Source organism: Undibacterium pigrum, from assembly GCF_003201815.1.
Lineage (GTDB): Bacteria > Pseudomonadota > Gammaproteobacteria > Burkholderiales > Burkholderiaceae_D > Undibacterium > Undibacterium pigrum.
Window position 1 is genome coordinate 302,115 of sequence record NZ_QJKB01000003.1, and the last position, 15,213, is coordinate 317,327.

The window sequence follows — 15,213 nt, forward strand, 5'->3', positions numbered from 1 at the left end:
GACCTGCTGACCAGATTGGTATCCACAGGCGGCTTGCCAAATGGAGACCATCTCTGCAATGGGAGCAGCAGCTGACGCATCAGCAAATCTCCCCTCTTGCCAGTGCAACTTCGCGCACGGCATCAACAAACACTTCAGCGCGGTGCGCATAATTGCGGAACATGTCGAGGCTGGCGCAAGCCGGTGACAGCAAAACGATGTCGCCATCAGCAGCCATTTCAGCTGCAGCCTGTACCGCCATTTCCAGTGTCGCGACATCGTGCAGCGGCACACCGGTAATGGTCAGTGCCTGCTGCAATTCTTCTTTGGCTTTGCCTATCAGAACGACGGCCTTGGTATAACGTTCTACCGGATCAGCCAGAGGAGAAAAATCCTGGCCTTTGCCTTCGCCACCGGCAATCAGAATAATTCGTTTGTGCAATGCGTCTGACTGTTGACCCAGACCCTTCAAAGCAGCGACAGTTGCACCAACATTCGTACCCTTGCTGTCGTCGATATAATCAACGCCGGCTATATTGGCAACCTGCTCTACTCTGTGCGGCTCACCTTTGTAATCACGCAAGCCATGCAGCAAGGGCGCAAATGACAAACCTATGCCACGACACAAAGCCAGGGCTGCCAGGGCATTTGCCGCATTATGCTGGCCACGGATTTGCAAGGCATCAGTAGGCATCAGGCGGCTGACGATGACCGGCATTTCTTCCACTTCTTTTTTCTTGCGGCGGCTGCTCGTCACGACAGGTGCATCTTCTGCAGGATTTGCCACTGCCAGCCAGCCCATGCCGTGCTCATTCAGCAAACCCAGATCAGCCAGATGTTTTGGTGCATCCACACCAAAGCTGACAGCATTGCCAAGCGGCTTAGCCATGGACATGACGAGTGCATCATCACGGTTCAGGACTTGCAAAGTCTGTTCGCCAAAAATCTTTGCCTTGTCAGCACAATAAGCTTGCAGGCTGCCATGCCAGTCGAGGTGATCCTGGGTGATATTCAAGACTGTTGCCACATCAGCTTGCAGGCTATGCGTGGTATGCAACTGGAAGCTGGACAACTCCAGCACCCAGACTTGCGGCAGGCTGTCCTGCTCCAGACATTCACGCAATACGTCAAGTACAGCCGGGCTGATATTGCCTGCGACCTTGACTGCCAAGCCGGCACGTTCTACCAGCAAACCAACCAGGCTGGTGACCGTGGTCTTGCCATTGGTGCCAGTGATGGCGATGACTTTGGGCTGGTATTCGCGCTCAGCTTTCAATACCTGCAGTGCCTGGGCAAACAACTCTATCTCGCCCCAGACCGGGATATTTTTTTCAGCCGCAACAGGTAAGAGTTCCTGCAACTCGCGCAGAGGTGACAAGCCAGGGCTGACTGCCACCAACTCAACATCGTCCAGCAAGGCTGGGTTAAAAGCACCGCTGACAAATTCCACCTGATCTGACAATGCCTGCAATTGCGGCAACCTGTCCAGTGCTTCACGTGTATCGGCAACACGCAGGCGTGCACCGGCGCGCAATAGCCATTGGGCCATCGCCAGTCCGGTTTCACCCAGACCAAGAACCAGTACATGTTTACCTGAAAAATCCATAAACTCTATATCTATCTTTTTAACGTAACTTATTTAACGTAACTTCAGTGAAGACAAACCTATCAGCACAAGCAACATGGTGATGATCCAGAAACGCACGACAACCTGGGTTTCTTTCCAGCCTTTTTTCTCAAAGTGATGATGCAAAGGTGCCATCAACAACAAGCGACGGCCTTCGCCATATTTTCTCTTGGTATATTTGAAGTAACTGACTTGCAGCATGACGGACACGGTCTCTGCCACAAAAATCCCGCCCATGATGAACAAGACAATTTCTTGTCTGACGATGACGGCTATCGTGCCCAGTGCACCGCCAAGTGCCAATGCGCCCACATCACCCATGAAGACCTGTGCGGGGTGGGCATTAAACCAGAGGAAGGCCAGACCGGCTCCTGCCATCGCACCACAGAAAATCAGTAATTCACCAGCACCTGGTATATGCGGTATCAACAGATATTTGGAGTAACCAACATTACCCGTCAGGTAAGCAAACAGACCCAGGGCAGAACCGACCATGATGGTAGGCATGATGGCCAGACCATCGAGACCATCCGTAAAATTCACGGCATTGCTGGTACCGACGATGACGCAATAAGTCAAAGCGATAAATCCCCAGACGCCGAGGGGATAGCTAATACTTTTAAAGAAGGGCACGATCAGATCTGCCTTGGGTGGCAAATCCATATTGAAGCCGGACTGCACCCAGGCGATAAACAATTCCAGCACTTTGGAGTTGCTTGGTGCTGAGACTGAAAACGCCAGGTAAAAAGCAGCGATCAGACCGATCAGCGATTGCCAGAAATATTTTTCCCTGGAACGCATGCCTTCAGGGTCTTTATAAACTACCTTGCGATAATCATCGACCCAACCGACTGCACCGAACCCCAGGGTGACTATCATCACGACCCAGATGAAACGATTACTCAAATCACCCCACAACAAAGTGGAAATACCGATGGAGATCAAAACCAGCACACCACCCATGGTAGGCGTGCCAGATTTGACCAAATGTGTTTCCATGCCATAGCTGCGCACAGCCTGGCCAACCTTGAGTCTGGTCAGCATGCGGATAACCGCTGGACCTGCAAAAATACCGATGGAGATGGCCGTCATCGTGGCAAAAACTGCGCGGAAGGTAATAAACCCGAATACGCGCAGCCAGCCTATATCCTGCTTTAACAATTCAGCCAACCAGAGCAACATACTAGTGATTCCCTATTATTTTTTGTTGTAATGTGTTTTTGTTTATATCGTCCGCTGCCAGAAGATGGGCGACGACTCTTTCCATTTTCATGAAACGTGAACCTTTGACCAGCACTATCGTGTCAGCCGCAGTTTGCGCGTCGAGGTTCTGGCACAGGTTTTCTACGCTGGCGAAATGCTGCGCACCTGCGCCATAGCCTTGTGCCGCATGGGCCACAAGTCCACCCAGCAAGAACAATTTTTTGATGCCACGCTGCTGGGCATACTCACCAATCTCATGATGGAATTGCGCGCCGTTTTCACCGACTTCGCCCATGTCCCCCAGCACCAGCGTGGTGTCACCACCGATTTGTGCCAGCACATCTATCGCAGCACGTACTGAATCAGGGTTGGCGTTATAGCTGTCATCAATCACCGTCGCGCCACTATGTGCTTGCTTGCGTTGCAGGCGGCCATTCACGGGTGCAAAATTTTCCAGACCAGCGACGATGGCTTCTTTACTGACGCCTGTCGCATGGCAGCAAGCTGCAGCGGCGAGTGCATTCAAGACATTGTGCTGACCTGCCGCATTCAGACGTACTGACAAGACCTGTCCATTCAGGTTGATCTGCAGGTCGCTGCCAAACACGCTGGGCAGGTAAGTCGCATACACATCAGCATCAGGCGTCAGGCCAAAAGTAAGGGTTTTACGCTGGCCGCGTTCAGACGCAAAGGATTGCCATAAGTCTGAGTAAACATCATTAGCAGGGAATACAGCCACGCCATCATCTGGCAGGCACTGTATCGCCACGCCGTTTTCACGCGCAACTGCTTCCACGCTTTGCATGAATTCCTGGTGTTCGCGCTGGGCATTATTCACCAGGGCCACAGTGGGCATGGCGGCAGATGCCAGCAAGGCGATTTCGCCAGGATGGTTCATGCCCATTTCTATGACCGCTGCCTTGTGCCCCGCATGCAATTGCATGATGGTCAGCGGTACGCCGATTTCATTGTTCAAATTGCCAGCGGTCGCCAAACGGCCATCTGCGCCAAAGGCTGCTGCCAATATCGAAGAAATCATTTCCTTGACGGTGGTCTTGCCATTGCTGCCTGTCACACCAATGACGGGCAGTTTAAATTGTTGACGCCAGAAGCGCCCCACCTGCGCAAGTGCGAGTTTGCTGTCTGCTACCTGCAAAGCGGGCAGACTGAAATCTGCTGGCAGGTGTTCGGCAATCACCGCTGCTGCACCAGCGGCCGCTACTTGCGGCAGGAAATCATGGGCATCAAAATTCTCGCCGCGCAGGGCGACAAACAGATCTCCAGCGCCAACTTTGCGGCTGTCCGTAGTCAGACCTGTTATACGGGTAATGACACCGGCATCACCTGTCAGTTGCGCCGCAGGCAGGGCAGCCTGCAATTCCTGAAGAGTAAATTCCATCAGCTACTCCTCTTCATATTACCGCTGGTTGCCACGGTAGCGAGTGAGAGTGCGGCATGCTCTTCATCAGAAAATGGCCATTTCTTGCCATTGATATCCTGATAGGTTTCATGTCCTTTACCCGCCAGCAAAACCACATCATGATGATCAGCATGCTTGATTGCATACAAAATTGCATTGGCACGGTCTTCAATAACTTGCGGCGTGCCCGTCATGCCTTTAAGAATATCTTCTATGATTTTCGATGGATTTTCACTGCGCGGATTATCACTGGTGACAACAACATGTTGCGCCAGTTCAGCAATTTTGCCCATTTGTGGACGCTTGCCAGGGTCACGATCACCGCCACAACCAAACACGCACCACAAAGCCCCGGCTCTTTCTTGCGCGACTTGCTGCAAGGCGTCCAGGGTTTTTTCCAGTGCATCTGGTGTGTGCGCATAATCAATGACGACCATGACATGGCCAGCAGTGCCCAGCAATTGCATGCGGCCAGGAACAGGTGCCAGTTTTTCTATGATACCCACTGCCTTGTTCAGTGCTATGCCCTTACTCAGCAACACGGCGAGTACCGCCAGGATATTGCTGACATTGAACTTGCCGATGAGCTGGGTCTTGACCTGGGCCGCGCCAAACGGAGATTCAAGATGGAAACTGGTGCCCGCATGGCTGGTTTTCAGATTGCTGGCGACCAGGGCATCTATGCCTGGCGCGAGTTCTTTTTCCAGGCTATAGCCCAGCAGTTTGGTATCTGGCTGACTGGCTTGCAAATGCCTGACCAGCTCCAGACCATAGGCATCATCCAGATTGATGACTGCCGTACCCAGGCCCTGCCAGTCAAACAGCTTTGTTTTTGCGGCAGCATAGGCTTGCATATCACCATGATAATCAAGATGATCACGCGTCAGATTGGTCAGCACGGCCACATCAAAATGCAAGCCATTCAAGCGGCCCTGGTGCAGACCTATGGAAGACGCTTCTATCGCGAGTGCCTGCGCGCCATCGCGCTGCAGGTCTGCCAGTTTTTGCTGCAAGCCTATGGCGTCAGGTGTGGTGTAACCAGTCTCTGCCAGTTGACCCAGCATGCCATTGCGGTACTGGCCTATGCCCAGCGTGCCGATAACGGCAGCAGGTGTGCCACTCAGTGACAAGGCCCTGGCTATCCATTGTGTGCAGGAAGTCTTGCCATTGGTACCGGTAACTGCGACATTGAACCAGCCATCATCAGGCTGGCCATACCAGGCATGGGCTACATGACCAGCCAGGTCCTGCAGGTTTTCTACCGGCAGATGCGGGATGTTAAGAGCATCATCCCACTTAAACTCATTTGCTTCATACACGACTGCAGCTGCGCCATTGGCAACTGCATGGGCGATGTGCGCGCGGCCATCAGTGATATGGGTGCGCAAGGCGAAGAAGACATCCCCTGTTTGTATGGAGCGGGAATCTGAACGCAATTGCGCATTCTGCGCATGCTGCTTCAGCCAGTCCAGTATTGCTATTGTCATTGTATTTTTCTGTGTCATTACATGCTTTCCTGTACACCTTCTTCAGGAATAATGCTGGTGACGGAAGAGTCAGGCGGCACATTCAGTGAACGCAAGACATTCGCCATAATTGCTGCAAACACCGGAGCGGCGATAGGGCCTGCAAAGTGTCCGCCAGCAGTTGGTTCATCTACCATTACCGCAACAATCACACGCGGATTAGAAACGGGAGCAAAACCAATGAAATCAAGCAGATATTTATTCACGTAACGGCCACCCTCATTCTTGTGGGCAGTACCTGTTTTGCCTGCAACGCGGTAACCAGCAATACGCGCTTGTGGCGCAGTACCACCAGGCTCGGTTACTGTTTCCATCATCAGGCGCACTTGTTTTGAAGTCTTTTCTGAAATGACACGTGAACCATGCGGCAATTCATCCGACTTTTGAAAAGTCAGCGGTATCATGTCACCATTCCTGGCGAAAATCATATAGGCACGCGCCATCTGTATCAGCGATACCGAGATACCATGGCCATAGCTCATGGTCGCTTGCTCGATAGGACGCCAGTTTTTGTAATTGCGCAAACGCCCGGCAACTGCGCCAGGGAAACCGAATTTGGGTTGCTGACCAAAACCCAGGGTAGTGAACATTTCCCACATTTCTTGCGGCTGCATCTGCATTGCCATTTTCACTGTGCCGATATTCGAGGATTTTTGTATGACTTGCGCGACAGTCAAAGATCCCTGTTTATGGGCATCATGTATCAGGGCCGGACCTATGGACATGACGCCAGGCGCAGTCTGGAAGACGGTATCAGGTGTGACGCGGCCAGTTTCCAGAGCCAGGGCTACTGTTACTGGTTTCATGGTGGAACCAGGCTCAAAGGTATCGGTCATGACACGGTTGCGCAATTGCGCACCAGTCAGCACCGACCTGTCGTTCGGGTTATAGGTAGGCAAGTTCACCAGCGCCAGCACTTCACCGGTTTGTACATCCAGCACCACCGCACCACCGGCCTTGGCCTTGTGTTTTTCCAGTGCTTCTTTCAAATGCGTAAAGGCAATGTACTGAATCTTGCTGTCTATCGACAGGGTCAAATCCTTGCCATCATGCGGTGGACGCACTGCTTGCAGGTCTTCGACGATATGGCCCAGCCTATCCTTGATGACACGGCGACTCCCGGTCTTACCCGCCAGGTTTTTTTCCGATGCCAGCTCTATACCTTCTTGTCCTACGTCTTCCACATTGGTGAAGCCGACCACATGGGCCATGACTTCACCTTCTGGATAATAGCGTTTGTATTCTTTGCGGGTTTCTATGCCAGGTATGCCCAGGGCGACAATCTTGTCTGAGATGGCAGGCTCGACCTGGCGTTTCAGATAAACAAACTGACGGTCAGAATCGAGCTTCTTGCGCAATTCTGCTTCCGTCATGTCGAGCAATTTAGCCAGTTGCTGTATTTTTTCCTTGGGGGCTTCCAGTACATCATCTGGAATGGCCCAGATGGCTTTTACAGGTACGGACGACGCCAATACCTGGCCATTGCGATCAGTGATCTTGCCACGGGTGGCTGGCAACTCCAGAGTACGCGCGTAGCGATTGGCACCTTGCTGCTTCAGGAAATCCTTGGTAAACCCTTGCAGATACAGGGCTTTGGCAACCAGCGCGATAAAAGCAGCGAACAACAGGAACAGCACGAAACGCGAGCGCCAGGCAGGAAGCTTCACATCCAGTACAGGGCTGGAAGAAAAGGCGACGCCGCGTGCAGCGGCGGTACGGGATGTACTGGCTGATCTGCTCATTTTGTCTCCACCGCTTTGAGGTACTGCGTACGATCAGGTGTGACTGCCACCATATTCAGCTCACGTGCCGCCGTTGTTTCTATGCGGGAGTGCTTGCCAAAAGTGGACTGATCGAGTTTCAGTTGCGTCCATTGCAATTCATACTGCTTGCTTAAACTTTGCTCACGCTCCAGCTCTATAAACAGGCGCCGTGCCTGGTACTGAGAATTAATCAGCGACAAGGCGCAGGCTATCAGGGCGGCGGCCAGAATAATATTGAAGCGGGTGCTCATGCATCCCCCTCAGGCAGGCGCTCTGCCACCCGCAAAATTGCTGAACGCGAACGCGGATTGGCGCTGACCTCAGCTTCGGATGGCTTGATACGGTTCAGCAAGCGCATTTTTGGTTGCGGCAAATCAAGATGGCGTATCGGCAAGCGGCGATCAGGCTGCTCTACCTTGACCTTGGAAGCAAAAAACTGCTTCACGATACGGTCTTCGAGGGAATGAAAGCTGATAACCGACATACGGCCGTACGGGGCCAGTGACTCATACGCTGCTGCCAGGCCTATTTCGAGATCTTCAAGCTCCTTATTGATGAAAATCCGTATAGCCTGAAAGGTGCGAGTTGCCGGGTCTTTACCCTTCTCGCGAGTTTTGACGGCGTGTGCGACGATTTCTGCGAGCTGTCGTGTTCCACGAATGGCGTCTGTCTTCCTGCGAGCAACAATCGCCTTTGCAATCTGAAAAGCAAACCGTTCTTCCCCATAATTTTTTATAACCTCCGTAATTTGTTGCTCTTCGGCAGTCGCCAGCCATTCGGCTGCGGAAATGCCACGCGTAGTATCCATGCGCATGTCTAGCGGACCATCTGACCTGAAGCTGAAACCCCGGCTGGCGTCATCCACTTGCGGTGATGAAATGCCCAGATCCATCAAAATGCCATCGACCTTGCCGACACCAAGTTCAGGCAGTGCTTCAGCAATCGCTGCAAAACTGTCATGTACGATATGGAAACGCGGGTCCAGAATTTCTTTTGCACTGGCGATAGCCTGAGTGTCCTTGTCAAAGGCAATCAGGCGGCCATTGCTACCCAGTTGCGACAAGAGCAGGCGACTATGCCCACCACGGCCAAAGGTGCCGTCTACATAAATCCCGCTAGTACGCTGATCTGTGATGCCGAGGGCGTCTACAGCCTCATGCAACAGCACAGTCTGGTGCGTAAAATCTGCCGCTTGCTGAATACTCATTGCCCGCGATCAGAAAGAAAAATTGTTTAATACATCAGGAGCGCCGCCAGCTATGGCTTTCGCTTCGTTTTCTGCCAGCTTGGCAGCATCCCAAATCTCAAAATGGCTGCCCATGCCCAGCAGCATGACATCGCGCTGCATGCCTACTGCACTGCGCAACTCTGGCGCGACCAGGATACGGCCGGCGCTATCCATGTCCACATCAAAGGCATTGCCAAGAAAAATACGTTTCCAGTCGCGTGCCTGTATGGGCCATGCAGCGATTTGTTCACGATGAGATTCCCAGGTAGGGCGTGGGAAAAGCAGCAGACAGCCATCAGGATGACGGGTCAGGGTAATCCGGCCTTCGCACTGCACATTGAGCGCGTCACGATGCCGGGCAGGGATGGACATCCTGCCTTTTGCATCGAGATTGAGTGAGGACGCCCCCTGAAACACGCTATCTACCTTCTTCCTGAAAATCTGTATGTCTGGCCCAGCATGGAATGTAAGCGAAATAAGGTATTCTGTTCCACAAAATTACACTTTTTCACACTATTGCCCACTTTAGAGGATGACTTGAGTGTGGTCAAGCGTATTTGCTCAGTAAATTTGGAAAATTTCTAATGAAGTCAATGACTTAGCGCGAACACTTGAGGTGGCGCGCAGACACCCTTCAACAATTTATCCTGATAAATTAGGTACTTACGCTGCACAGTGAAAGTAGCGCCTTACATATAACCATGTGTTTATCCCGGATGTTGCGTTTTGGGATGGGAAACTCAGGAGAAATGCCTGCAGGAAAGAGGAGTTGACCGCTTTTTAGCCGCTGAAGTGACAATTAATAAACTTTGCTATACCGGAGGAGATGAATCAGGGGGCAGATTATCGCTGAAATTCTGGCTTCAGGGGCAGTTTTTCAGCACAATTTGTGCGCTGCAACTCGCTCGCGACACGCTCACGATATGAAGATATCAAGAAGCCCGGTTCTGACGCTGCAATAATTGCAAAAACTCTTTATCAGCTACAGCCTTGCTGAAGTAAAAACCCTGGAATTCGTCGCACTTGCAGTCACGCAGGGTTTCCAGCTGTATAGCAGAATCCACGCCCTCGGCAATCACCTTGATACCGAGAGTATGCGCCATGGCAACAATGGCCAGGACTATGGCCGTGTCATTTGGGTCATCAGGTATGTCCTTGATGAAGGATCGGTCCACCTTGACACTATCCACCGGGAAGCGCTTCAGATAGGCCAGTGATGAATAACCTGTACCAAAATCATCGATGGACAGGGTAAAGCCAGCCTCCTTGAGGCCATCCATGAGCAAAATGGCTTGCTCGCGGTTATGCATGACCATGCTTTCAGTGATCTCAAACTCGATGGAATTGGATGGCACGCGCCAGAAATCCACCACACTTTTCACCTCTTCCAGCATATGCACATCATTGAACTGGGCACCCGACAAATTGATGGCTACCCGGCCAAAATTTTTATCAACGTTGCGGAAACTCAGGATATCGCGACAGGCGATATCCAGCACCAGCATGCCCAGGCGGGCGATCAGGCCAGCTTCTTCTGCCAGGCCAATGAATTCGACGGGTGACAATATCCCACGCTCAGGATGGTTCCAGCGCACCAGGGCTTCGGCACCAACGATGCGCTCGGTCATCACATCCAGCTTGGGCTGGTAGTGCACGACAAATTCTCGCCTTTCCAGCGCCCTGCGCAATCTGGCTTCAAAAGCCAGCCTTTCCACGGTATGGGTATTCATTTCCGAGGCGTAGAACTGGTAATTGTCCTTGCCCTTGTTTTTTGCCTTGTACATGGCAATGTCTGCGTTTTTTAGCAGGGTCTGGGCATCGCGGCCATCGGTGGGAAAGGTGGCTATGCCTATGCTGGCACTGAGCTGGCATTCCTGCCCGTCTATCTCGAAAGGCTGGGCAGCAGCATATAAGAGCTTGTCGGCCACGTCTCCAAGATCACGCGCCTCACTGAACTGGTCAATCAGCAGGATGAACTCATCCCCACCTATCCTGGCGATAATGTCGGATTCACGCAGACACTGGCGGAAGCTGCGTGCCACGGTACGCAAGACATGGTCGCCCTCGTCATGACCAAAGGTGTCGTTGATGTTCTTGAAGCGGTCCAAATCCAGGAAAAGCACGGCAAGCTGGCTGCGGTTACGCTCGGCAATGGCAAGTGAACGAGCCAGATGCTGGTTATACAAAAATCGGTTGGGCAAACCAGTCAGCTCATCATAATGAGCGAGCTGCATGATTTTCTTTTCAGAACGACGGCCCTCGATGGCAATCCCGGCAATATCCACGGTGATACGGATCAGGCCCAGGTCTTTTTCACTAAGCGGCTCGCGGCTATACGAAAACAGACTGAAACTGCCCAGCAACTGCCCATTCTTGCCTATGATGGGCCAGGCGGCACAGGAAGCAAATTCTGTCAGGGTCTCTACCCCATTGACGAATTGCATGGCAGGCGCACGCAAGAATTCATTGAGCCAGACTTGCTGCATGCCCAGCACGGCCTCGGACCAAATACCACTGCCATGTGTCACCGTCATGCCCGGGATCTGTGCCAGCAAGACTTCAGGAAAATGGCTGCCCGTGGCCTGGGCAAAACTGCGCTTGTCATCGGCCAGCAGTTGTATGCCACAACGCCAGTGTGGGCATAAATTTTCTACAAATTTGCTGACCGCCTCCAGTATTGTTGATAAATCATCATCGCCACCTATGAGTTTCAACAGGCGATTTTGTCCGGCAATCAGCAATTCGCTATATTTACGCGCATTGATATCGCGCTCTACGCAAAACAAAAGCATTTCACCATCGACTTCCACCCGGCTCAGCGAAATTTCACTATGCTGTATCTGGTCATTACGTGTAGTAACCCATTCAAAACGCTGTGGCATCCCCTTGAAAGCCTGGTCTATCAGGGTAGCCACCAGCACATCCTTGTCCTGGGTTGCGTAACCGGCAACGCTCTGAACACTGGGTGAAAAACTGCCAACCTTGCGGCCTATGACTTCTTCCTGGCTACTGACACCAAAAAAGGCCACCGCTGCCGGATTGCAGTCGACATAGATATAGTCACGGCTAATGAGGAGGATGGCATCCTGCGCGCCCTGATACAAGAGGCGATAACGGCTCTCGCTGGCCTCCAGCCGGTTTTTGGAGTCGCGCAAATGACGGATTTGCCAAAGCAGCAATAATGCCAGGATAAAAATAAAGCCTGCAGTCAAAGCTGTGACAATGATTTTTTGTGCGACCCGGGTGTTCCAGTCGGCCAGGATAACATTGGTTTCCCTGGCATATACCAGCGTCAGCGGCAAGCCACTGATGCGACGATAGCTGATCAGCCAGCCTTTGCCGTCCGTGCCTTCGTCGCGTAAGGCCCCCTCTTCCCATTTATTACGCAAAATCCGGTCAACCACAGGCTGTGCGTATTCACGCTCTTTGCTCAGTGCACCGGCCTGTGCCCCAGCCAGTTTCTTGCCAGCTTCATCATATACGGCAATATTGGCCCCACTACCCAGGGCGATACGCTCATAAAAATCATACAGATAGCGCAGTTGCATATCAGCCTGTATCAGGCCAGCGCGTTTGCCGTCTTTATCAAAAAAATTTCTTATCACTGGCAAAATCCACTGCCCGGTATTAGCCAGTTGATAAGCCTGGCCCAGTACGACCTTGTTATCGTCAGGGCGGTCAAGCAGGAATTTAATATGTTGCTGATCCTGAGTTTGGCCGAATCCACCGGACTGGCTCGATGCCAGCCATTCCCCCCTGAGATTGAACAGGGAAAGCGAATATATAAATTCAGAGTCCTGCCTTTGTGTGGCCAGAATTTGTTGTAGCTGCTTTTCTTCGCCCGGTGTCAGCCTGGTTTCGGCAAGCACTTCTTCAGCGGCTACACTCATAACTTGCAAGGAGCCGCGCACTACTTCGCTGACATGTTCTTCGAGTATGCGTACCGCCAGAAAATTATGCTCTTGCGCAGCATTGATGGTCAGCGCCTTGTCTTGGGCTATAGACCACCAGCTCTGCCCTATGATTGCGGCAGCAATCAGGCAGATGCAAAATGCGAGGGCCATCAAAGGCACATCGCGCTCTTTTTTCAGACCGCCAGTCTCCATGCGTTTGCAATGTTGTAGATACAGCGTCAGTAGAACCTATTGCACCAGTGTACCACTGGTATTTTCAGAACAAGGACTTGCTTTCAAGGAATGATGCTTGGCGGCGACAATCTTGTACAGACTGCGGCATATTATGAAGTGGAGAGCTGGCAAGATACCTGCCCGTTGGAAAATACAAGATAAACAATAAATTGAAGCAGGCCGATAGGCCGGATTTTGTTACGGCATAGACATTGCTGCCGTCTGCTATGACAATCATTCCTCTAGGCGACGGATTGCTCCGCCGCTCAAGCTTTCTACCCGCACGCTCCGCGAGCAACATCAACGCGTGCCTATTTGAAATTGCTCCGGGTGGAGGTTACCGCGTTTCACCGTAACTTAATACGCTCGTCTCTGTGGCCCTATTCCTCGTCTTATACCAAAACTTGCGCCCTGGCTTTCAACGTACGGCCGTTAGCCGTCACCCTGCTCTATGGAGTCCGGACCTTCCTCCCGTCACCTTGATTGCTCAAGGCAACCAGCGATTGTCTGGCCTGCTTCGGGCGCTATTCTACCCTATCTGCCCCCGCTCAATGATAATTCCGTGCAGAAGCCTCAAATACGATGCAAATTAAGCAGGCTTTCTGGTAGCGTACTGCTTTTACTTTTTTATCATTGTCTATCATGCTGAAATCACGTTCTGGCGGCCAGTTGATTGTGGATGCCCTGCAAGTCCACGGTGTCGATACCATCTTTGGTGTACCTGGCGAGAGTTATTTGCCAGTGCTGGACGCCCTGCATGACAGCCCCATACGCTTCATCATCAACCGCCAGGAAGGCGGCGCAGCCTTCATGGCAGATGCTTATGGCAAGATGACAGGCAAACCCGGCATTTGTTTCGTCACGCGTGGGCCGGGTGCCACCAATGCCTCTATCGGCGTGCATACCGCTTATCAGGATTCAACACCGATGATCCTGTTCATAGGTCAGGTAGGCAATGATTTTGTCGAGCGTGAAGCCTTTCAGGAGATAGATTACCGCCGCATGTTTGGCCAGATGGCAAAATGGGTAGCCCAGATAGACCGCGCTGACCGCGTGCCTGAATATATCGCCCGCGCCTTTCAGGTCGCCACCAGTGGCCGCCCCGGTCCGGTCGTGCTGGCATTGCCAGAAGACATGCTGGCCCAGGTGGCAGAAGTCGCCGATACCCGCCATTACACACCAGTGCAGGCGTCGGCCTCGCCACAGCAACTGGCGCAACTACGCAATATGCTGACCGTGTCACAACGCCCTGTGCTGTTACTGGGTGGCAGCGGCTGGGACCAGGCGGCATGTCAGCACATCAGTGAATTCGCCACCAGCAATAACCTGCCCGTGGCTTGTGCCTTCCGTTTCCAGGACTTGATGGACAATGCCCATCCCAACTACATAGGTGATGTAGGTATAGGCATCAACCCCAAGCTGGCGCAAAGACTGAAAGACGCAGACCTCATCATCGCCATAGGCCCGCGCCTGGGTGAAATGACTACCAGCGGCTATAGCGTGCTGGAAGCCCCAGTGCCTAAGCAGAAACTGGTGCACATCCACAGTGACGCACTGGAACTGGGCCGCGTCTATCAGGCTGACCTGATGATCAACAGCGGCATGAAAGAAATTGCCGAAGCCCTGGCTGAAATGGCAGGCCTGGATGCAGCCACCAAGTGGAAGCCAACAGTCAGCGAAGCACGCGCTGACTTGCTGGCATGGCAAACCGAACCGGCAATTTTTGCCAAAGAAAATGCCCCCCTGAACCTGTGGCAAGTGGTGCAGGACATCAAACGCCTGGCACCCAAAGACACCATCATCACCAATGGCGCAGGCAATTACGCCACCTGGGCACACCGCTACTTCCCTTATGGCGGCATGCGCACGCAACTGGCCCCGACCTCTGGTGCCATGGGTTATAGCGTACCTTCAGGCGTTGCCGCCAAGATCATAGACCCGCAACGCACCGTCATCACCTTCGCTGGCGATGGTGAATACCTGATGAATGGCCAGGAACTGGCAACTGCCGTGCAGTACAAGGCAGGCGTGGTCATCATCGTCTTCAATAACGGCATGTATGGCACCATACGCATGCATCAGGAAAAAGAATTCCCGGCACGCGTCTCTGGTACAGAATTGCACAATCCTGACTTTGCCGCACTGGCTCGCGCCTTTGGCGGTAGTGGAGAAGTTGTCAACACCACGGCAGAATTTGCCCCTGCACTGGAACGTGCGCTTGAGCATAGTCGCCAGCATAATCTGCCTGCATTGATAGAACTGCGTTACGACGGTAACCTGATCACGCCAGGTGCAACGCTGGAAACCCTGCGCAAAGCAGCTCAGGATGCAGGCAAATAA

Annotated in this window: 10 protein-coding genes and 1 other RNA gene; 1 reads left to right on the forward strand and 10 read right to left on the reverse strand. The window is 52.5% G+C overall.

The genetic code is table 11. The features are described from left to right. Nucleotides 1-79 precede the first annotated feature (79 nt). From murD to rnpB, 10 genes are all read right to left on the reverse strand, one after another. Complete coding sequence (gene murD, locus DFR42_RS12280) at nucleotides 80-1,585, reverse strand: UDP-N-acetylmuramoyl-L-alanine--D-glutamate ligase (RefSeq protein ID WP_110255267.1); 1,506 nt, start codon at nucleotides 1,583-1,585, stop codon at nucleotides 80-82. A gap of 33 nt (nucleotides 1,586-1,618) precedes the next feature. After that, on the reverse strand, nucleotides 1,619-2,788 hold the full coding sequence (gene mraY / locus DFR42_RS12285) for a phospho-N-acetylmuramoyl-pentapeptide-transferase (RefSeq protein ID WP_110255268.1): 1,170 nt from the start codon (nucleotides 2,786-2,788) through the stop codon (nucleotides 1,619-1,621). Between the two features lies 1 nt (nucleotide 2,789). Next, nucleotides 2,790-4,208 carry a UDP-N-acetylmuramoyl-tripeptide--D-alanyl-D-alanine ligase gene (locus DFR42_RS12290; protein WP_110255269.1) on the reverse strand — a complete coding sequence of 473 codons (1,419 nt, stop codon included), beginning with the start codon at nucleotides 4,206-4,208 and terminating at the stop codon, nucleotides 2,790-2,792. Beyond that, nucleotides 4,208-5,716 (reverse strand): UDP-N-acetylmuramoyl-L-alanyl-D-glutamate--2,6-diaminopimelate ligase, encoded by a 1,509-nt coding sequence (locus DFR42_RS12295; protein WP_245936940.1) that lies wholly within the window; start codon nucleotides 5,714-5,716, stop codon nucleotides 4,208-4,210. Before DFR42_RS12295 ends, DFR42_RS12290 begins: the two co-directional genes overlap by 1 nt. A gap of 17 nt (nucleotides 5,717-5,733) precedes the next feature. Then, entirely contained in the window at nucleotides 5,734-7,497 is a 1,764-nt protein-coding gene (locus DFR42_RS12300) for a peptidoglycan D,D-transpeptidase FtsI family protein (protein ID WP_110255271.1), read from the reverse strand. Then, nucleotides 7,494-7,769 carry a cell division protein FtsL gene (gene ftsL / locus DFR42_RS12305; protein WP_110255272.1) on the reverse strand — a complete coding sequence of 92 codons (276 nt, stop codon included), beginning with the start codon at nucleotides 7,767-7,769 and terminating at the stop codon, nucleotides 7,494-7,496. Before ftsL ends, DFR42_RS12300 begins: the two co-directional genes overlap by 4 nt. After that, nucleotides 7,766-8,725, reverse strand: a complete 960-nt coding sequence (gene rsmH, locus DFR42_RS12310; RefSeq protein WP_110255273.1) for a 16S rRNA (cytosine(1402)-N(4))-methyltransferase RsmH — start codon at nucleotides 8,723-8,725, stop codon at nucleotides 7,766-7,768. The genes ftsL and rsmH overlap by 4 nt, the downstream gene beginning before the upstream one ends. A gap of 9 nt (nucleotides 8,726-8,734) precedes the next feature. Next, the gene (gene mraZ / locus DFR42_RS12315) at nucleotides 8,735-9,163 is read right to left on the reverse strand and encodes a division/cell wall cluster transcriptional repressor MraZ (protein WP_110255274.1); all 429 of its coding nucleotides are present in this window, start codon (nucleotides 9,161-9,163) and stop codon (nucleotides 8,735-8,737) included. 515 nt (nucleotides 9,164-9,678) lie between these two features. Continuing rightward, complete coding sequence (locus DFR42_RS12320; protein ID WP_110255275.1) at nucleotides 9,679-12,852, reverse strand: bifunctional diguanylate cyclase/phosphodiesterase; 3,174 nt, start codon at nucleotides 12,850-12,852, stop codon at nucleotides 9,679-9,681. Between the two features lie 189 nt (nucleotides 12,853-13,041). Next, nucleotides 13,042-13,392, reverse strand: an RNA gene (rnpB, locus tag DFR42_RS12325) — RNase P RNA component class A. Between the two features lie 123 nt (nucleotides 13,393-13,515). On the opposite strand from rnpB, the gene DFR42_RS12330 reads away from it, so the two are divergent. Beyond that, nucleotides 13,516-15,213 (forward strand): thiamine pyrophosphate-binding protein, encoded by a 1,698-nt coding sequence (locus tag DFR42_RS12330; RefSeq protein WP_110255276.1) that lies wholly within the window; start codon nucleotides 13,516-13,518, stop codon nucleotides 15,211-15,213.